Source organism: Pseudomonas sp. NBB (assembly GCF_032701105.1).
GTDB lineage: Bacteria > Pseudomonadota > Gammaproteobacteria > Pseudomonadales > Pseudomonadaceae > Aquipseudomonas > Aquipseudomonas asiatica.
This window is the reverse complement of the sequence record NZ_CP103994.1, coordinates 4,877,634-4,894,122: the sequence shown is the minus strand read 5'-3', so window position 1 is coordinate 4,894,122 and position 16,489 is coordinate 4,877,634. Positions and strand designations below refer to the sequence as shown.

Below are 16,489 nucleotides of genomic sequence, written 5' to 3'. Positions count from 1 at the left end.
GGTTGATAGCGGGTATGTCAGCGCCTGGCTTTCAGTGCCGAACAGCGCCTTTACGCAGCGGGCGCGCTATTTTTCCGGCAGCGCCCAGGCAATGATGCTGTCACCCAGCTTGGTCGGAATCCGGTCATGCCCGCCGACCACGGCAACAACGTACTGCCGCCCTTCGCTCATGTAGTCCCAGAGGTCGTGATGGACGGTCTGGAAATGCCATTTGACCTTGCCGGTGAGCGCATCCAGGGCCACCAGTGAAGAGCTGAACTTGTCTTCCTGTTCGGTACGGGTACCGCCATAGAAGTCGCCTGCAGCATTGCCGGTGGTGATGTAGACCAGCCCCAGTTCGTCGTCGGCGGAAATCGGCGCCCATGAGTTGGGCGTGCTGAGCGTATAGGTTTCATCGGCGTCGGCAGGCGCAGTGCTGTCGGGGCGACCGAGGTCCCAGGCCCACTTCTGTTTGCCGCTGACTGCGTCGTAGGCGCGAACCACACCTGATGGCGCTGGGCGCACATCCGAATCAAGCACGCGGCCACCGGTAATGACCACACCGCGGATTACCAGTGGTGCAGAAGTGATGCCGGTGGAGCCTTTGCGGAAGGTGCCCAGGCCGTCCTTGAGGTCGGCAAAGCCTGCCGTGCCGAAATCTGGGCAGGCCTGCCCGGTGAGCGCATCAACTGCACCCAGGCGGATGTCGTTGGTGCCCCAGATGATGCGTTTGGCGCATAGGCCACTGGCATTGGATACTTCGTAGTACGAGACACCACGGCAATAGGCACCACCGTTGGCGAAATAGTCCGGGTCGACTTTCGAGTCGTAGCGCCAGTTCTCTTTGCCGGTAGTGGCGCTCAACGAAATGATGATTTGCTTGGGCGTGCAGGTATACAGCGAGTCGCCAACCTTGATTGGCGTGGCCTCGTTCAGATACTTGGTTTTTTCGCCAGGCTGTTTCACATCGCCATGATGATACTCCCAGGCCTTGACCAGGCCGGAAACGTTGCTTGGGGTAATCTGCGCCGCAGCGGAATAGTGGTTGCCGAGGTTGGAGCCGGCATAGGCGGTCCAGTTGGTCTTGTCGTGGGACGCGGCGACATTGGCGTCCGGTGAGGTCACCTACTGCGGCTGAAGGGTTGCTGTGTATGCGCGGTGATAGCGGGCGAGTCGGCCAGGTGAACGGTGTTGGGGAAGAACAGCGGTGTCAGGATGGTGGCCGCCATCAGCAGCGGCATCCCCCCCATGATGCTGAAATACAGTGCCTTGTTGACTTTGGCAAAGTCGCGCCGGACAAGAGGCCAGAAGGCCAGAAAGATCACACTGAGAAGTACCAGCCATGCCAGACGTGGGATATAGGCCCAGCCGTTGTAGCCGGATTCCCAGATTGCCCAGCCGTAGGTGGCCAGGGATGCTGCACCGTAGAGATAGATGCCGAGCGACTTCTTCAGGCCCATGAGTGCGGCTGACAGCAGCAATGCGGTACCCATCATTGCGTAGTAAGGCGAGCCGCCGGCACTGACCAGCGTGCTTCCCTGACAGGCCAGCGTCAGGCCAAGCAGGGCCAGCAGAATCGTGTACACCCCGAACAGCAGGCTGGAGACCCCCGTCCCGTTAGCCAACGTTCCTTGTTTCATTGCAATCATCCCTGTGTGATTCGGTGCCACAGTGCGTCCGAGCGGCGCGCATAATTGCTTATTCTTGCAATGAAATACAATAAGTGGCGCGAAATTCAATCCTGGCGCTGGATCTCAGGGTTGTTTTGTATCTTGCGTTAAAAGAAGGCAATGTCTAAGCTGCCTTCCCTGATCTGAACGCGCGGGTAATGAAAGGTAGGCGGGGGAAGGGGTTTACGCCTGCTGGCTTTCCAGCAAGGCATCCTGACGGGTCTTGAGCCGGCCGACTTCGTCCAGATGTTTCCAGAGAAACTGAGCGGCTTCTTCACGCCGACCGGACTCGATCAAGTCGAGCAGGTGCAGGTGCTCCAGGCATTGCGTCATCAGGCGACTGCGGTCGACGTTGGCTTTGTAGCTCATGAAGCGTCTGAGCTGGTTTTGCCGACGTATGGCATCTATGAAGAAGAGATTGCCCGAGCACTGCACGATCATTTCGTGAAACTGGGCGCCAATTTCGAACAGTTGGGCACGTGAGAGCAGGTGAATTTCGCCGTCGAGCATGGCCTGCTGTTGCTCCCGGGCTTTGGCAAATGCGGCCTGGTTGACCTTGTAGCCTGGTTCGCGCAGTGCGGCCGGCTCGATGGCCATGCGGAAGCGGTAGCTCTGGATGTGGGTCTGGGCGTTGTGTACGAATTCGTTAAGGCTCCAGCCTTGCCCGGGCTTGCGCTCGACCATGGCTTCGCTTGCCAGCCGGTTGAGGACCTTGAGCATTTGCCCGCGGGGCACGGAGTAGCGTCGCAGTAATTGGGCCTCAAAGAATTCGGCAGGGATTTCCCCGCTGAGGATGTCGTCCACCACGCGCAGGTAGAAGTCTTCGAATGGGTCGCAGGTGGGCGGTACAGTGGTTTCCTGGATCTGCCCGGCGTCCTGTTTCAGAAAGTAGCCGCGATTGGGCTCCTGCACCGCGATGTTCCACTCGGCGAGCAGGGCAAATACCCTGCGAATGGGGGAGCGGGAGACATCGAAGGCTTGGGCGAAGGTCTGCTCGCGCAATGGCTCGCCGGCCTTCATCGACCGGGCGCGGATCATCTCGATGACGCGAGGGGCCAACTGCAGGGCGAGATCTTTCTTTATCACAGGCTGTATTCCGAATGGTTAACTTCAGTCGATCCAGCAGATTCGGGTCGGACTGGGGACAGGAAAATACCACACACGGATGGATCTATACGTATGCTCAAATTCAATGCTCATCTCGGCTTCCAGTTCACTGAACTGCCTTTTCTGCAGCGTATCGAAGCCGCTGCCGCCGCCGGATTTCGCGCGGTGGAATTCCCGTCACCCTATGAATTCGACGCGAGTTTGTTGGCTGATCAACTGGCGCAATATGCGTTGCCATTGGTCCAGTTTGCCGCGCCGGCCGGCGTTTCCAAGGGCATTGCTGCTGTGGCGGGCAAGGAGCTCGAATTCCGTGACGGGTTAAGCCAGGCCGTCAGCTATGCCCGCGCACTGGCGTGTGCGGATGTGCACCTGATGTCTGGGGTAACCCACGAGGATGGCGCCGACAAGGTGTATGCGAGCAACCTGGACTATGCCGTGAAGTATTTTGAGGACCAGGGGCTGCGGCCATTGATCGAGGTGATCTGCACGCAGGCAATGCCGGGGTATTACATGTCCGATTTCGGCAAGGCGCAGCAGGTACTGGAGGCGCATCCCGGTATTGGGCTGATCCTTGATCTTTATCATGCACAGTTGCTGACTGGAAATGCTGCCGATGTGTTGGCGCAGTTCTTTGAACGGACGGTGCATGTGCAGGTGGCCGACTGTCCGGGGCGGCATCAGCCGGGAACGGGACAGATGGATGTTGCGGGGTTGTTGGCGGCGCTGGAGCAGCGCGGGTATGCGGGGTGGGTTGGATGTGAGTATCGGCCTACGGGTGCCACCGTAGATAGCCTTGGCTGGCTTGATCGGTACGCTTCCTGAAAACAGGGCGTTCTGGCCCCTCGCATGCCCCGAAAAATCCGATACCAGGGGACTGGCATCGGATTTTCGAAGAGCCCCGGCGTGGCGCCGGGGTTGTGTCTCAAGGCTGGATGACTCAGGCCTTGAAGGTCTTGCCTTCGAACTGTTCGGCGACGAAGGCCCAGTTGACCAGGTTCCAGAACGCCTCGACGTACTTCGGACGCAGGTTGCGGTAGTCGATGTAGTAGGCGTGTTCCCAGACGTCGCAGGTCAGCAGCGGGGTGTCGCCGCTGGTCAGCGGGCAGCCGGCGCCGATGGTGCTGGCCAGGGCCAGGGAACCGTCAGCCTTCTTCACCAGCCAGCCCCAGCCGGAACCGAAGGTGCCAACCGAAGTCTTGGTGAACTCTTCCTTGAACTTGTCGAAGGAACCGAAAGCGGCGTTGATGGCGTCAGCCAGGGCACCGGTCGGCTGGCCACCGGCGTTTGGTGCCAGGCAGTTCCAGTAGAAGGTGTGGTTCCAGACTTGAGCGGCGTTGTTGAAGATGCCGCCCGAAGAGCTCTTGACGATCTCTTCCAGGGTCTTGCCTTCGAATTCGGTGCCTGGGACCAGGTTGTTCAGGTTCACGACATAGGTGTTGTGGTGTTTGTCGTGGTGATACTCCAGGGTTTCCTTGGAGATGTGCGGCTGCAGGGCATCGTGGGCGTACGGCAGCGGCGGCAATTCAAAAGCCATGGTGGATCTCCTGATTCAGGTCTGTTTGCGGTTTGCGCAAGGCCGATCACGGGCGGCCCGATGTGCGTCGACGAGTTTGTACTCTTTGCGACGCAAGGGCTGGATCATAGCACCGGGCCCGGCGCATAACCACGCAACAAAGATAGGGAATAGAGGTTCCAGAGCGGTTGGGCTGTGCCGACCAGTGGCGTCAGCTGTTGCCTGCAAGGGCCTCATCGCCGGCAAGCCAGCTCCCACAGGGATATCACCGCCCTCAGGCCTGGTGACATCTCTGTGGGAGCTGGCTTGCCGGCGATAGGGCCCTTGATGTCAGTTGAAGATCAACTGCGCCGCCACCGCGAACATCATCACCGCCACCATCAGGTCGAGCATGCGCCAGGTCGCCGGCCGGGCCAGCCACGGTGCCAGCCAGGCCGCACCGATCGCCAGGGTCGAGAACCACAGCAGCGAGGCACTGGCAGCGCCGGCCACGTAGGCGCCAGGCGCAGCCTGCTGGGCGCCCAGCGAGCCGATCAGCAGCACCGTGTCGAGGTACACGTGCGGGTTCAGCAGGGTCACCGCCAGTGCACTGAGCAACACCGCGCGGCGTGAGCGCGCACCCTGGCCCTGCTGGTGCTGCAGGCTCTGCCTGGAGCAGGCGCTGCGCAACGCCTTGGCGCCGTACCAGATCAGGAACACCGCGCCGCCCCAGCGGGCGATCGCCAGCAAGGTCGGGTTGTGCGCCAGCACGGTGGCCAGGCCGAACACTCCGGCCGCCACCAGGATGGCGTCACAGACGATGCACAGTGCCGCCACCGGCAAATGATGCTCGCGGCGCAAGCTCTGGGCGAGGACGAAAGCGTTCTGTGCACCGATGGCCATGATCAGGCCGAAGGCCACGAGCATGCCGTTGAGATAGCTTTGCCACATGGCGCGCTCTCCAAAGCGTCTAAAAGATGCTGGCCATTGTGATGAACCACGCTGTATAAGAAAAACAAATAGAGCTGATCCGTCATTAGGAAAAACGATGTTCGACTACAAGCTGCTGGCCGCCCTCGCCGCCGTGATCGAGCAGGGTGGTTTCGAACGCGCGGCGCAGGTGCTGGGCTTGTCGCAGTCGGCCATTTCCCAGCGCATCAAGCTGCTCGAGGCGCGGGTCGGCCAGCCGGTGCTGGTGCGTGCCACACCGCCAAGCCCGACCGAAGTCGGCCGCCAGTTGCTCAACCATGTGCAGCAGGTGCGCCTGCTCGAACGCGACCTGCAGCGCCAGGTGCCGGCACTGGACGAGGAGGGCATGCCGGAGCGCCTGCGCATTGCTCTCAATGCCGACAGCCTGGCCACCTGGTGGGCCGGGGCAGTGGGCACTTTCTGCGCGCAGCAGAATGTGCTGACCGACCTGGTGGTGGAAGACCAGGAAGTGGGTCTGAAACGCATGCGTGCGGGCGAAGTTGCGGCCTGCCTGTGTGGCAGCGAGCGGCCGGTGGCCGGCGCGCGCAGCCTGCCGCTGGGCGCCATGCGCTACCGGGCGCTGGCCAGCCCCGGGTTCATGGCGCGGCATTTTCCGCAGGGCTTCGCTGCCAGCCGCCTGGCCCGTACCCCGGCGATCGTTTACGGCCCGGACGACTTCCTGCAACACCGCTACCTGGCATCGCTGGGCATCGAGGATGGCTTCCTGCACCACTTGTGCCCGTCGTCCGAAGGCTTCCTGCGCATGACCGAAGCCGGCCTGGGGTGGGGCCTGGTGCCCGAACTGCAGGCCCGCGAGCAACTGGCCAGCGGCCAGCTGGTGGAAATCTGCAGTGATACCCCCATCGATGTGCCGCTGTACTGGCATCATTGGCGCAATGGCGGGCAACTGCTCGCGCAACTGACCGACCACCTGCGGCACACCGCAAGGCAATGGCTGGTGCCCTTGTAGCCACGGCTGGCGTCAGTTGCATCTGAAATCTAGACGGAGTCTTACATGCGAATTCTGGTCACCGGCGCGAGTGGCTTCATTGGCGGGCGCTTTGCACGCTTTGCCCTGGAGCAGGGCCTGGACGTGCGGGTCAGCGGCCGTCGAGCCGAAGGGGTCGAGCACCTGGTCAAGCGCGGCGCCCAGTTCATCCCCGGCGACCTGGGGGATGCCGAGCTGGCCCGCCGCCTGTGCCAGGGCGTCGAGGCGGTAGTGCACTGCGCCGGCGCAGTGGGCAACTGGGGGCGCTACCAGGACTTCTATCAAGGCAATGTGGTGGTCACCGAAAACGTGGTCGAGGGCTGCTTGAAGGAGCACGTACGGCGGCTGGTACACCTGTCGTCGCCGTCGATCTACTTCAATGGCCGCTCGCGCCTGGAAATCCGTGAAGACCAGGTGCCGCGCCGCTTCCACGACCACTACGGGCAGACCAAGTACATGGCCGAGCAGAAAGTGTTCGGTGCCCAGGAATTCGGCCTCGAGGTGCTGGCGCTGCGCCCACGCTTCGTCACCGGCGCTGGCGATGCCAGTATCTTCCCGCGGCTGATGCAGATGCAGCGCAAGGGGCGCGTGGCGATCATCGGCAACGGCCTGAACAAAGTCGATTTCACCAGCGTGCACAATCTTAACGAAGCGCTGCTCAGTGCCCTGTTCGCCGATGACCGGGCGCTGGGCCAAGCCTATAACATCAGCAACGGCCAGCCGCTGCCGCTGTGGGACGTGGTCAACTACGTGATGCGCCAGATGCAGCTGCCGCAGGTTACCCGTTACCGTTCCTACGGCCTGGCCTACAGCCTGGCCGCGCTGAACGAGGCGGCCTGCATGTTGTGGCCGGGACGCCCGCAACCGACCCTGTCGCGCCTGGGGATGCAGGTGATGAGCCGCGATTTCACCCTGGATATCAGCCGCGCCCGACAGTACCTGGACTACCAGCCCAAGGTCAGCCTGTGGACGGCATTGGATGAATTCTGTGCCTGGTGGAAGCACCAGCCGCCGGGGCAGTAAAGCCGGCCGGCCGACAATGGTCATCAACGCGCCGCGCTGGCGGTTTATACTCGTGCCTCTTTGCGACTACCGCGGTTGAATGTATCCATGCGTAACCATGCTCACGATGACTACGATGACGTGCCTAGCCTGCGGGCGGGCACCCATGACGATGACGAACTGATGCCGGCGCACGTGGTGCGCAGCCGCCAGAAGGCCGCTCGCGGTGCCAGCACGGCGCCGCTGTGGGCATTGCTCGGGGCCTCGTTCATCGCCTTGGCGGGCCTTGGCTGGTGGAGCTTCCAGCAGATCTCGTTGATGGAGCAGCAACTGGTGGCGACCCAGGAAAGCTTCGCTCGCATCAGCGAAGAGGCTGCCGGGCGCCTGCAAGCGATCAGCGGCAAGGTGGCTGCCAGCGAATCCGGCGCGACTACCAACAGCGAGGAGTTGAAGCTGCAGTTGCGCCAGTTGCAGAAGGGTGTGGCCGGGCAGACCGGCGACCTGGGCAAGCGCCTGGAGCAGGTACTGGCTGATACCCGTGAACAGCAGAAGGTCGTGACCCAACTGCAAACCCAGTTGCAGGCGCAGTTGAAGGCGGTGAATGGCGAGCTGGCCGCGTTGCGCTCGGGCCAGGTCGATGGTGGCAAGCTGGATACCCAGTTCAAGGGCCTGAACGAACAGGTTGCTGCGCTGAAGGCCGCACAGGTGGATGGCGCCAAGCTGGATGCGCAGCTCAAGAGCCTGGGCAGCGAGGTTGCTGCGCTGAAGAAGCAGGGTAACCCGAGCGCGGCCATCCAGGACCTGGAGCAGGACATCCTGGTGCTCAAGAGCCAGATCGACAACCGCCCGGCCGCGGCGGCGTCCAGTGGTGCTTCGGTGCAGGAATTCGACGCCTTCCGGGCGCAGACGACACGCAACCTGAATACCTTGCAGAGCCAGATCCAGAACCTGCAGCAGCAGATCAATGCCCGGCCCTGAGGTCACCTGAGCCTTCTTCGCGGGCACGCCCGCTCCCACAGGGTCAGCACAATCTTCAAGCTTGTCGCTGTACTTGTGGGAGCGGGCGTGCCCGCGAATGGCCTTGAATCACAACCGCGGATAGTCGATGTACCCCACCGGCCCCTTGCCATAGAAAGTCTCCGGCCGCGCCTCGTTCAACGGCGCATCCGCCGCCAGCCGCGCCGGCAGATCAGGGTTGGCGATGAACGGCACGCCAAACGCCACGGCGTCGGCCTTGCCATTGGCCAGGGCTGCATTGGCACTGGCCTTGTCAAAGCGCTCATTGACGATGTACGGGCCCCCGAACGCTTCCTTGATCAGCGGGCCGATACTGTCATCGGCTTCCTTTTCCCGCGAGCAGATGAAGGCAATACCACGCTTGCCCAGCTCACGGGCCACGTAGGTAAATGTTTCGGCACGGTCGGCATCGCCCATGTCATGGGCATCGGCCCGCGGCGCCAGGTGCACGCCCACGCGGTTTGCGCCCCATACCTCGATGGCCGCATCGGTCACTTCCAGCAGCAGCCGTGCACGGTTTTCCAGCGAACCACCGTAGCGGTCGGTGCGCTGGTTGGTGCTGCTCTGCAGGAACTGGTCGAGCAGGTAGCCGTTGGCGCCGTGGATTTCCACACCATCGAAACCGGCAGCCTTGGCATTCTCGGCACCGCTGCGGTAGGCCTCGACGATGTCGATGATTTCTTCGGTTTCCAGCGCACGTGGGGTGGGGTAGTCACTGAGCGGGCGCACCAGGCTTACATGGCCCTTGGGCTGGATCGCGCTGGGGGCCACCGGCAGCTCGCCGTTCAGGTAGCTGGGGTGGGAGATGCGGCCAACATGCCACAGCTGCAGGAAGATGCGCCCGCCGGCGGCATGCACGGCCTTGGTCACGTTGTTCCAGCCACGCACCTGTTCGTCGTTCCAGATACCGGGGGTATCCGGGTAGCCGACGCCCATGGCGCTGACCGAGGTCGCCTCGCTGAGGATCAGCCCGGCGCTGGCGCGCTGCACGTAATACTCGGCCATCAGCGCGTTGGGCACGCGGCCTTCGTCGGCCCGGCAGCGGGTGAGCGGGGCCATGATGATGCGGTTGGGCAGTTGCAGGTCGCCCAGGGTGATCGGATCGAAAAGCGTGGTCATGACGGTTACCTGCCTGTTCAGAGTGCTTGGCGCAGTTGTTCGAGAAACGCCTGGATGGTGGCTTCGTTGCGTTTGAAGAAATGCCATTGGCCGATCTTCTGGCTGCTGATCAGCCCGGCGCGCTGCAAGGTGGCCAGGTGGGCGGAGACGGTCGACTGCGACAGGCCGCAGCGTTGGTCGATCTGCCCGGCACACACACCGTTCTCGGTGCTGTGGTACTGGTCGGGGAATTGCGTAGCCGGGTCCTTCAGCCAGCTGAGGATTTCTCGCCTGACCGGGTGGGCCAGCGCTTTTATGATTTCGTCGAGATCGAGAGGCATGGGTTGAGGCTCGTTGTAGCGGTATATCGCGATAGGACGAAATGTAAATCGTGGTTTCCCGATATACAAATATGAAGAGGTTCTGAGCTGAGCACGAATCGCTATATCGCGTTATAACGATATATGGGCCGGCGGTGCTAGACTGCGCTCATGAACTACCTCGCACACCTGCACCTTGGCGGCCCGGCGCCGCAACAACTGCTTGGCAGCCTGTATGGCGACTTCGTCAAAGGCTCGCTGGAAGGGCGCTTCCCGCCAGCGCTGGAGGCGGCCATCCGGTTGCACCGGCATATCGACAGCTATACCGACCAGCACCCGTTGGTGCTGGCGGCACTGGCGCGCTTTCCGCGGGAGCGGCGGCGCTTTGCCGGCATCGTTCTGGATGTGTTTTTCGACCATTGCCTGGCCCGGCATTGGCAGGATTATGCCGAGCAGCCGCTGGAGCAGTTCACCGGGGATTTTTATCGGGTATTGCTTGCGGAGCCCGAGTTGCCGGGGCGGCTGGCGCGGATAGCGCCGTTCATGGCGGCGGATGACTGGCTGGGTGCGTATGGCGACTTTGCCACGCTGGAGCAGGTGTTCAACGGCATTGCCCGGCGCCTATCGCGGCCGGAGGGCATGGTTGGGGTGATGGGGGAGCTGGAGCGGCTGTATGAGCCATTGCTGGCGGACTTCAGGGAGTTTTATCCACAGTTGCAGGCGTTTGCTGCAGCGGGGCGGATGTCTGACAGTTAGTGCTGGGTTGGCATTGCCGGCCTCTTCGCGGGTAAACCCGCTCCCACAGGTACACCACAGAACTCAGGATGAGCGCCATCCCTGTGGGAGCGGGTTCACCCGCGAAAAGGCCAGAACAGGCAGTGCATAAAACTCAGGCAGCCCGCGCCTGCCGCCGTGGCGCCAGCTCAACCTCTTCAACCCCGAACAACGCCAGGTGAATCGCCTGCTGCGCCTGCAACGCCAGCACCGCTCGCTCCTTGCCCACGCTGCCGATCGGCTGCAGCAGGTGAATGCATACCTCGCCCCGCGGCAGGGCAAACAGGCGCATCAGGTGCGACACCAGGTCATCGTCACCAATAAACGGTGCAATCGGGTCGATCTGGCCATCGCGCAGGTACTGGATGGCGACCGGCTGCACCGCCACGCCACGGTCGATGGCACCTGCCAGCAGGCGACCATGGAAGGTGCGCAGGGTACGGCCACTGGTGGTGGTGCCCTCCGGGAAGATCAGTAGCGGCCGGGAAAGACCCAGTTGCCTGGCGATCTGCTCACGCAGGCGCTGGCTGTCGCCCCCGCCACGGCGGATGAACAAGGTGCCGGCCTTTTCCGCCAGCCAGCCGGCCACCGGCCAGTGCCGCACTTCGGCCTTGGACAGGAACGACAGCGGCAGCAGCATGCCAAGCAACGGGATATCGGTCCAGGACACGTGGTTGCTGACCCACAGCATTGGCCGTTGGGGCAGCTCTCCGATCACCCGCACATCGAAGGGCAGGGCCGCGACCAGGCGCTTCATGAAAAGGCAGGTCCAGCGCTGGCGGCGCTCGATGGGCGTCTTGAACCCCAGGCGTTCGCCCAGGGCGATCACGCTGGCCATCAGCATGCCCAGCAGCAGTACCAGCAGCAGTCGAGTCAGGCGGGCCATTACCCGCAGCTTCGGCATCAGACCGCTGCCTTGAAGTGGCGGGCGTAGCGTGGGCACAGTTCGTCGCGTTTGAGCAGGATGAACACGTCGGCCACCTGAAAGTCTTCGTCCCAGCACGGCTCGCCGCAGATCTTCGCGCCCAGGCGCATGTACGCCTTGAGCAGCGGTGGCATCTCGGCGATGACGTTGTTCGGCAGTGCCAGGTTGGGCAATGGGTTCTTCGGCTCGGCGCGCAGGTGCTCGGTGCACAGGTAGCGGTCACGCAGGCGCTGCATCACCGCATGGGCCTGTACCCCGCCATCCTGCATGGGGATGCTGGCGCAGCCCATCAGGTAGCTGTAGCGGCCTTCGTTGAGCACTTCGGCCAGTTCGCCCCAGAGCACGGCGATGGTGCCGCCGTTGCGGTAGTCGGGAGCTACGCAGGTTCGGCCCAGCTCCAGGATCGGGCCCTGCAGCTGCAACAGGCCATGCAGGCTGAATTCTTCTTCGCTATAGAAGCGGCCCAGGCTGCTGGCGGCCTGATGGTCGAGCAGGCGGGTGGTGGCAACCAGCTCGCCGGTGCTCAGGTCGCGTACGCCAATGTGGCGGCAGTGCACGTCGTAGTCGTCCATGTCCAGGCCTTGCTCGGCTCCTTTGAGCTTGGCCTTGAATTCGGCGCTGAACACTTTGTAGCGCAGGGCCTGGGCTTCCTGCAGGGCCGTGGCGCCAACCAGGCGTTCGGCTTGCAGACGGCGTTCGGTGCTGTTGTCGCCAGCGTGAGCGATCCGAGTCATTACGAGTCTCCATAAGCCAGCCATGAAGGGTTGCGGCCGGTCGGCTTTGTTGTGCAAAGTCAGCCTAGGTAGATGGGGTGTCACCCCTGTGAATCTTTGGTGATGCTTGCGTGACACCCCCTGAGCCACAACTGAAAGCCCTTCAGCAAGGAGCCGACCGATGGCCTGGTTGCAACGACTCAACGACCCGCTTCGCCAAGCGCTGGCGGGCACTCTGGGCGAAACCTATGCTGCGCTGCTCGAGCGCCTTGGCCCGGTTGCCCCGTTCGAACTGGCGGTGCTCGGCGGGCGCGCGATGGCCACCCCCGGCCTGGCCTTCCTGGTCGGCTACCAGGCCGCCTTGCGCATGCTGTGGCCCAGTGCTCCACCCAGCCTCGGCGCCCTGTGCGCCACCGAACGGCGCAGCGTGCGGCCGGCGGACATGCGCACGCGCCTGGACGGCTTGCGGCTGACCGGTAGCAAGGACTTCGTCACTGCCGGCCTGGAGGCGGAATGGCTGCTGGTGGCGGCGCGCTGCGAGGCGACGGGCGCGGCACCGCAGTTGAACCTGGCGGTGGTCTACCCCGGGGAGCCAGGCGTGACGCTGGAAGCGCTGCCGACGCTGCCGCTGATGCCGGAAGTAGGCCATGGGCGACTGGTGCTGGAGCACGCGGCGTGCGAGTTGTTGGCCGGTGATGGTTGGGATGCCTATGTGAAGCCGTTCCGTTCGCTGGAGGACTTGTATGTGCTTACGGCGTTGACGGCCTGGTTATATGGCGTGGGGCAGGAGTGCGCCTGGCCGCAGGCCCTGCGCCTGCAGCTGCTTGGGCTGCTGGCCGGGTGTGCCGAAGGTAGCCGGCAGTGCGCCGATAGCGTTGGTTGCCATTTGTTGCTGGGAGGATTGTTTGCACAGTTCCAGGCGCTGCGAGGGGAGATCGATGCCGCGTTGGCGGCGGGGCCGGCGCAGTGGGCGCAGATCTGGCAGCGTGACCAGGGGGTGATGGCGCTGGCGGCGGCGGCGCGGGAGAAGCGGCTGAACAAGGCTTGGGCTGCTGCGGGATTGTCATGAATGGCTGATAGGTTTGTGTGATCCGATGAATCCTGGGGCCGCTGTGCGGCCCTTCGCGGGCTTGCCCGCTCCCACAGGTATATCGCTTAGCCCATGAATGGTGCGATCCCTGTGGGAGCGGGCGGGCCCGCGAAGGGCTGCAAGGCAGCCCCATAAAACGCGAGCCTCTACTGGGATGCTGAAAGGTCTGCTGCTGCTTTTTTGCATGGCCATGGCCCCTGCCAAGGCTGAGGTCTGGCCTGACCCTGACTGGCACAACGACCCTGCCTCCCTCGACTGGCAAGCCGTCGACGCCTACGCCTTCCCCGCACGCACCACCCCCGAACGCAGCGGCATCCGCACCGACGCCCTGCTGATCATCCGCGACGGCCGCATCCTCCACGAACGCTACGCCGCCCCCAGCACTGCCGCCACCGCCCACCTCACCTGGTCGATCAGCAAGAGCGTACTCGCCACGCTATTGGGCGTAGCCCAGGGCGAAGGCCGCTTCCAGCTGCAGGACCCGGTGACCCGTTTCTACCCGGCCATGCACGCCCATCCCGGCGTGCGCATGGCCGATCTGCTGCATTGGGCCAGCGGCCTGGACTGGCAGGAAGACTACGAATACGCCCCGCTCAAGTCCTCGGTGGTGGCCATGCTGTATACCCGTGGCCGCGAGGACATGGCGGCCTACACGGCGGCGCGGGAAGCGGTGGCCAGCCCGGGCCAGCGGTTTCTCTATTCCAGTGGCGACAGCAACCTGCTGGCCGCCGCGTTGCGCGGCATGCTCGATGCCGGTCAGTACCACGACTACCCCTGGCATGCGCTGTTCATTCCGTTGGGGATCGACAGCGCGGTATGGGAGCGGGACCGCGCGGGTACCTATGTGGGTTCGTCCTACCTGTACCTCAGCGCTCGCGACCTGGCGCGCATCGGCCTGCTGATGCAGCGCGACGGGCGTTGGCAGGATCGGCAATTGCTGCCCAAGCCCTGGGTGACCTTCAACCGCACGCCGTTTGCTGAGGCCGAAGCGCTGCCCGGCGAGGCCAACCCCGGTGGCCACTGGTGGCTCAACCAGCCGCTGCCCGGCGCTGCCCGGCCTTGGCCGAGTGCTCCCGCAGACACCTATGCCGCCCTTGGCCACTGGGGCCAGGCGCTGTACGTGCTGCCCGCGCAAAAGCTGGTGATCGTGCGTTACGCCGATGACCGCGACGGCAGCTACCAGCACGATGAACTGCTAAAGCGGATACTCGCGGCGCTGGCTGGGGAGGGAGCATGAAGCGGGTGCTGCTGGTGGTGTTGCTGGGGGTGGTGTACTGGGCCTGGCATGAGCGCCAGGCCCTGGCGGACTTCCCTGGTATCCTTTCGGCCTACTCGGCCAAGGAATATTGCTCGTGCCGCTTCGTCATGGGGTTCGAGCCGGCGTATTGCCAAGGCTACGTGAAGCAATGGCTGCCGCTGAGCCTGCTGGAGGAAGACAGCCAACAGCGGCAGGTCACCGCCGAAGGCCTGGGCCGTCGCAATCAGGCTGCTTGGCAAGGCCCGCGCGAGGGCTGCCGCTTGCTGCCGTGAAGGCGGGCGGGTAAGGTTGGCGGCCTGGTTTCACGAGATCTGTCATGTTCAAGCTGCCCCGCCTGCTGCCCGCCTTGTTGCTGGCTTTTTGCCTGCCCGCCCACGCCAACTGGCACCTCGATGGCGAGTCTTCGCGCCTTTCGTTCATTACCGGCAAGAACGGTAACACCGCCGAAGTGCACCGCTTCCTGGTGCTGCATGGCACGGTCGACCGCAAGGGAGTGGCCGGGTTGAGCATCGAGATGGACTCGGTGAGCAGCGGTATTCCGCTGCGTGATGAACGCATGCGCGAGGACCTGTTCGAGGTCGAACGCTTTGCCGAAGCCAAGGTGCAGGCGCAACTGGACCTACGGCCGATCAACGACCTGGCCAACGGTGCCCAGATCGAACTGCGCCTGCCATTGACCGTGACGCTGCATGGCCAGTCCCACAGCTACAACGCCCTGCTGCTGGCCACCCGCCTGGACGAGCGACGCTTCCAGGTGGTGACCCTGGAGCCCCTGGTGCTGCGCGCCGAGGATTTCGGCCTGCTGCCGGGGCTGCAACGCCTGCGCAAGTTCGCCGGGCTCAAGTCCATCAACCCGTCGGTGCCGGTTAGCGCGGTGCTGATCTTCACCGCCCGCTGACATGCCGGGGCCGGTCTTTCCCTGGCGGGATGGCAACCAGTTCGAACTGCTGATCGACGGCCCCGAGTTTTTTCCGCGCATGCTCCTGGCGATCATGCGCGCCGAATTCCAGGTCGACCTGGAACTGTATCTGGTCGAGGCCGGTGACTGCGCGGATGCGGTGGTTGAAGCGCTGGAGCACGCTGCCCGACGTGGCGTGCGGGTGCGCTGCCTGTTCGACGACTATGGCTCGCTGGCCTTCAACAGCAAGTTGCGTCAGCGCCTGCTGGACGCAGGTGTGTACCTGCGCTGGTACAACCGCCTGCGCTGGAAGCGTGGCTTGCGCAACCTGTACCGCGATCACCGCAAGTTGCTGCTGGTGGACGAACGCTGGGCAGTGGTGGGCGGCACGGGCGTCACCGACGAGTTCTGGACGCCGGGCGAGGCGACCAGTGAATGGCACGAGGTGATGGTGCAGATGCAGGGGCCGGTGGTAAGCGACTGGCAGTTGCTGTTCGACCGCCAGTGGCACGCCAACAACCGTCGCACCGCCTGGCGCCCCGCCGAAGGCTTTGGCCTGCCGCGCCTGCCCAAGGTGCCTGCACAGGGGCAGGGCATGGGCCGGGTGGCCTATGCCGACGCCCGCCAGCACCAGGACATCCTGCATTCGCTGGTGCGCGCGATCAACAGCGGCAAGCAGCGAGTGTGGCTGGCCACGCCTTACTTCCTGCCGACCTGGAGCGTGCGCCGGTCGCTGCGCCGGGCTGCCGGCAAGGGGGTCGATGTGCGGCTGCTGCTGACCGGGCCGCGCACCGATCACCCCTCGGTACGTTACGCCGGGCACCGCTATTACCCGCGTCTGCTGCGCGCCGGGGTGCGCATCTATGAGTACCAGCCGTGTTTCCTGCACCTGAAGATGGTGCTGATCGACGACTGGGTCAGTATCGGCTCATGCAACTTCGATCACTGGAACCTGCGCTTCAACCTCGAGGCCAATATCGAGGCACTCGACCCGCCGCTGACGGCTGCCGTGCAGGCCAGTTTCGAGCGTGATTTCGCCTTGAGCGAGGTGGTCGACCTGGGCCACTGGAATGCCCGGCCGCTGTGGCGCCGGGTGAAGCAGCGGTTGTGGGGGTGGCTGGACCGGTTGGTGGTCAACTTGCTCGACCGTCGCGACTGAGACCAGCTATCGTGCAGTGATTGGCTCAAG

Annotated in this window: 19 protein-coding genes; 10 read left to right on the top strand and 9 right to left on the bottom strand. The window is 63.7% G+C overall.

Translation table 11 applies throughout. The features are described 5' to 3' along the window. Positions 1-66: 66 nt before the first annotated feature. From NY023_RS22655 to NY023_RS22645, 3 genes are all read right to left on the bottom strand, one after another. Positions 67-1,104 (bottom strand): hypothetical protein, encoded by a 1,038-nt coding sequence (locus tag NY023_RS22655; protein WP_230397017.1) that lies wholly within the window; start codon positions 1,102-1,104, stop codon positions 67-69. After that, entirely contained in the window at positions 1,101-1,619 is a 519-nt protein-coding gene (locus NY023_RS22650) for a hypothetical protein (protein ID WP_230397018.1), read from the bottom strand. Before NY023_RS22650 ends, NY023_RS22655 begins: the two co-directional genes overlap by 4 nt. Positions 1,620-1,832: 213 nt before the next feature. Continuing rightward, a complete protein-coding gene (locus NY023_RS22645) occupies positions 1,833-2,735 on the bottom strand; it encodes a GntR family transcriptional regulator (RefSeq protein WP_044047155.1) in 903 nt (300 codons plus the stop codon). A 93-nt stretch (positions 2,736-2,828) separates the two neighbouring features. Between NY023_RS22645 and NY023_RS22640 the strand changes: the two genes are divergently transcribed. Beyond that, positions 2,829-3,578: a hydroxypyruvate isomerase family protein gene (locus NY023_RS22640; RefSeq protein WP_013974077.1), complete on the top strand. Its 750-nt coding sequence runs from the start codon at positions 2,829-2,831 to the stop codon at positions 3,576-3,578. 115 nt (positions 3,579-3,693) lie between these two features. Here NY023_RS22640 and NY023_RS22635 read toward each other — a convergent pair whose 3' ends face one another. Together NY023_RS22635 and NY023_RS22630 are read right to left on the bottom strand one after the other, a co-directional pair. Continuing rightward, positions 3,694-4,290 carry a superoxide dismutase gene (locus NY023_RS22635; RefSeq protein ID WP_013974076.1) on the bottom strand — a complete coding sequence of 199 codons (597 nt, stop codon included), beginning with the start codon at positions 4,288-4,290 and terminating at the stop codon, positions 3,694-3,696. 309 nt (positions 4,291-4,599) lie between these two features. Continuing rightward, the gene (locus NY023_RS22630) at positions 4,600-5,199 is read right to left on the bottom strand and encodes a LysE/ArgO family amino acid transporter (RefSeq protein ID WP_003258234.1); all 600 of its coding nucleotides are present in this window, start codon (positions 5,197-5,199) and stop codon (positions 4,600-4,602) included. Between the two features lie 97 nt (positions 5,200-5,296). On the opposite strand from NY023_RS22630, the gene NY023_RS22625 reads away from it, so the two are divergent. From NY023_RS22625 to NY023_RS22615, 3 genes are all read left to right on the top strand, one after another. Continuing rightward, on the top strand, positions 5,297-6,187 hold the full coding sequence (locus NY023_RS22625; RefSeq protein ID WP_013974075.1) for a LysR family transcriptional regulator ArgP: 891 nt from the start codon (positions 5,297-5,299) through the stop codon (positions 6,185-6,187). Between the two features lie 45 nt (positions 6,188-6,232). Next, a complete protein-coding gene (locus NY023_RS22620) occupies positions 6,233-7,228 on the top strand; it encodes an NAD-dependent epimerase/dehydratase family protein (RefSeq protein ID WP_013974074.1) in 996 nt (331 codons plus the stop codon). Between the two features lie 87 nt (positions 7,229-7,315). Continuing rightward, positions 7,316-8,185: a hypothetical protein gene (locus NY023_RS22615; RefSeq protein WP_013974073.1), complete on the top strand. Its 870-nt coding sequence runs from the start codon at positions 7,316-7,318 to the stop codon at positions 8,183-8,185. A 108-nt stretch (positions 8,186-8,293) separates the two neighbouring features. Here the strand turns inward: NY023_RS22615 and NY023_RS22610 are convergent, their stop codons facing one another. Then, positions 8,294-9,343, bottom strand: a complete 1,050-nt coding sequence (locus NY023_RS22610; protein ID WP_013974072.1) for an alkene reductase — start codon at positions 9,341-9,343, stop codon at positions 8,294-8,296. 17 nt (positions 9,344-9,360) lie between these two features. Next, on the bottom strand, positions 9,361-9,663 hold the full coding sequence (locus tag NY023_RS22605; RefSeq protein ID WP_003258229.1) for an ArsR/SmtB family transcription factor: 303 nt from the start codon (positions 9,661-9,663) through the stop codon (positions 9,361-9,363). A gap of 150 nt (positions 9,664-9,813) precedes the next feature. On the opposite strand from NY023_RS22605, the gene NY023_RS22600 reads away from it, so the two are divergent. Further along, a complete protein-coding gene (locus NY023_RS22600; RefSeq protein WP_013974071.1) occupies positions 9,814-10,398 on the top strand; it encodes an ACP phosphodiesterase in 585 nt (194 codons plus the stop codon). A 133-nt stretch (positions 10,399-10,531) separates the two neighbouring features. On the opposite strand, the gene NY023_RS22595 is transcribed toward NY023_RS22600, so the two are convergent. Together NY023_RS22595 and olsB are read right to left on the bottom strand one after the other, a co-directional pair. After that, positions 10,532-11,320 carry a lysophospholipid acyltransferase family protein gene (locus tag NY023_RS22595; protein WP_013974070.1) on the bottom strand — a complete coding sequence of 263 codons (789 nt, stop codon included), beginning with the start codon at positions 11,318-11,320 and terminating at the stop codon, positions 10,532-10,534. After that, entirely contained in the window at positions 11,320-12,075 is a 756-nt protein-coding gene (gene olsB, locus NY023_RS22590) for an L-ornithine N(alpha)-acyltransferase (protein ID WP_013974069.1), read from the bottom strand. The genes NY023_RS22595 and olsB overlap by 1 nt, the downstream gene beginning before the upstream one ends. Before the next feature lie 160 nt (positions 12,076-12,235). Here olsB and NY023_RS22585 point away from each other — a divergent pair, with 160 nt between their 5' ends. The 5 genes from NY023_RS22585 to NY023_RS22565 all read left to right on the top strand — a co-directional run bounded on the left by NY023_RS22585 (position 12,236) and on the right by NY023_RS22565 (position 16,459). Next, positions 12,236-13,123: a hypothetical protein gene (locus NY023_RS22585; protein ID WP_013974068.1), complete on the top strand. Its 888-nt coding sequence runs from the start codon at positions 12,236-12,238 to the stop codon at positions 13,121-13,123. Positions 13,124-13,298: 175 nt separating this feature from the next. Then, entirely contained in the window at positions 13,299-14,381 is a 1,083-nt protein-coding gene (locus tag NY023_RS22580; protein WP_013974067.1) for a serine hydrolase domain-containing protein, read from the top strand. After that, complete coding sequence (locus NY023_RS22575) at positions 14,378-14,674, top strand: hypothetical protein (protein WP_013974066.1); 297 nt, start codon at positions 14,378-14,380, stop codon at positions 14,672-14,674. Before NY023_RS22580 ends, NY023_RS22575 begins: the two co-directional genes overlap by 4 nt. Positions 14,675-14,718: 44 nt before the next feature. Continuing rightward, complete coding sequence (locus tag NY023_RS22570) at positions 14,719-15,300, top strand: YceI family protein (protein ID WP_013974065.1); 582 nt, start codon at positions 14,719-14,721, stop codon at positions 15,298-15,300. 1 nt (position 15,301) lies between these two features. Beyond that, a complete protein-coding gene (locus NY023_RS22565) occupies positions 15,302-16,459 on the top strand; it encodes a phospholipase D-like domain-containing protein (protein WP_013974064.1) in 1,158 nt (385 codons plus the stop codon). The last annotated feature ends 30 nt before the right edge of the window (positions 16,460-16,489 follow it).

Excerpts from the sequence above, each read along its gene's own strand:
- NY023_RS22565 (WP_013974064.1), top strand. The coding sequence starts at position 15,302 with ATGCCGGGGCCGGTCTTTCCCTGGCGGGATGGCAACCAGTTCGAACTG.
- NY023_RS22615 (WP_013974073.1), top strand. The coding sequence starts at position 7,316 with ATGCGTAACCATGCTCACGATGACTACGATGACGTGCCTAGCCTGCGG.
- NY023_RS22640 (WP_013974077.1), top strand. The coding sequence starts at position 2,829 with ATGCTCAAATTCAATGCTCATCTCGGCTTCCAGTTCACTGAACTGCCT.
- NY023_RS22630 (WP_003258234.1), bottom strand. The coding sequence starts at position 5,199 with ATGTGGCAAAGCTATCTCAACGGCATGCTCGTGGCCTTCGGCCTGATC.
- NY023_RS22625 (WP_013974075.1), top strand. The coding sequence starts at position 5,297 with ATGTTCGACTACAAGCTGCTGGCCGCCCTCGCCGCCGTGATCGAGCAG.
- NY023_RS22620 (WP_013974074.1), top strand. The coding sequence starts at position 6,233 with ATGCGAATTCTGGTCACCGGCGCGAGTGGCTTCATTGGCGGGCGCTTT.
- NY023_RS22570 (WP_013974065.1), top strand. The coding sequence starts at position 14,719 with ATGTTCAAGCTGCCCCGCCTGCTGCCCGCCTTGTTGCTGGCTTTTTGC.
- NY023_RS22595 (WP_013974070.1), bottom strand. The coding sequence starts at position 11,320 with ATGCCGAAGCTGCGGGTAATGGCCCGCCTGACTCGACTGCTGCTGGTA.
- olsB (WP_013974069.1), bottom strand. The coding sequence starts at position 12,075 with ATGACTCGGATCGCTCACGCTGGCGACAACAGCACCGAACGCCGTCTG.
- NY023_RS22575 (WP_013974066.1), top strand. The coding sequence starts at position 14,378 with ATGAAGCGGGTGCTGCTGGTGGTGTTGCTGGGGGTGGTGTACTGGGCC.
- NY023_RS22580 (WP_013974067.1), top strand. The coding sequence starts at position 13,299 with ATGCTGAAAGGTCTGCTGCTGCTTTTTTGCATGGCCATGGCCCCTGCC.
- NY023_RS22600 (WP_013974071.1), top strand. The coding sequence starts at position 9,814 with ATGAACTACCTCGCACACCTGCACCTTGGCGGCCCGGCGCCGCAACAA.
- NY023_RS22585 (WP_013974068.1), top strand. The coding sequence starts at position 12,236 with ATGGCCTGGTTGCAACGACTCAACGACCCGCTTCGCCAAGCGCTGGCG.
- NY023_RS22610 (WP_013974072.1), bottom strand. The coding sequence starts at position 9,343 with ATGACCACGCTTTTCGATCCGATCACCCTGGGCGACCTGCAACTGCCC.
- NY023_RS22605 (WP_003258229.1), bottom strand. The coding sequence starts at position 9,663 with ATGCCTCTCGATCTCGACGAAATCATAAAAGCGCTGGCCCACCCGGTC.
- NY023_RS22635 (WP_013974076.1), bottom strand. The coding sequence starts at position 4,290 with ATGGCTTTTGAATTGCCGCCGCTGCCGTACGCCCACGATGCCCTGCAG.
- NY023_RS22650 (WP_230397018.1), bottom strand. The coding sequence starts at position 1,619 with ATGAAACAAGGAACGTTGGCTAACGGGACGGGGGTCTCCAGCCTGCTG.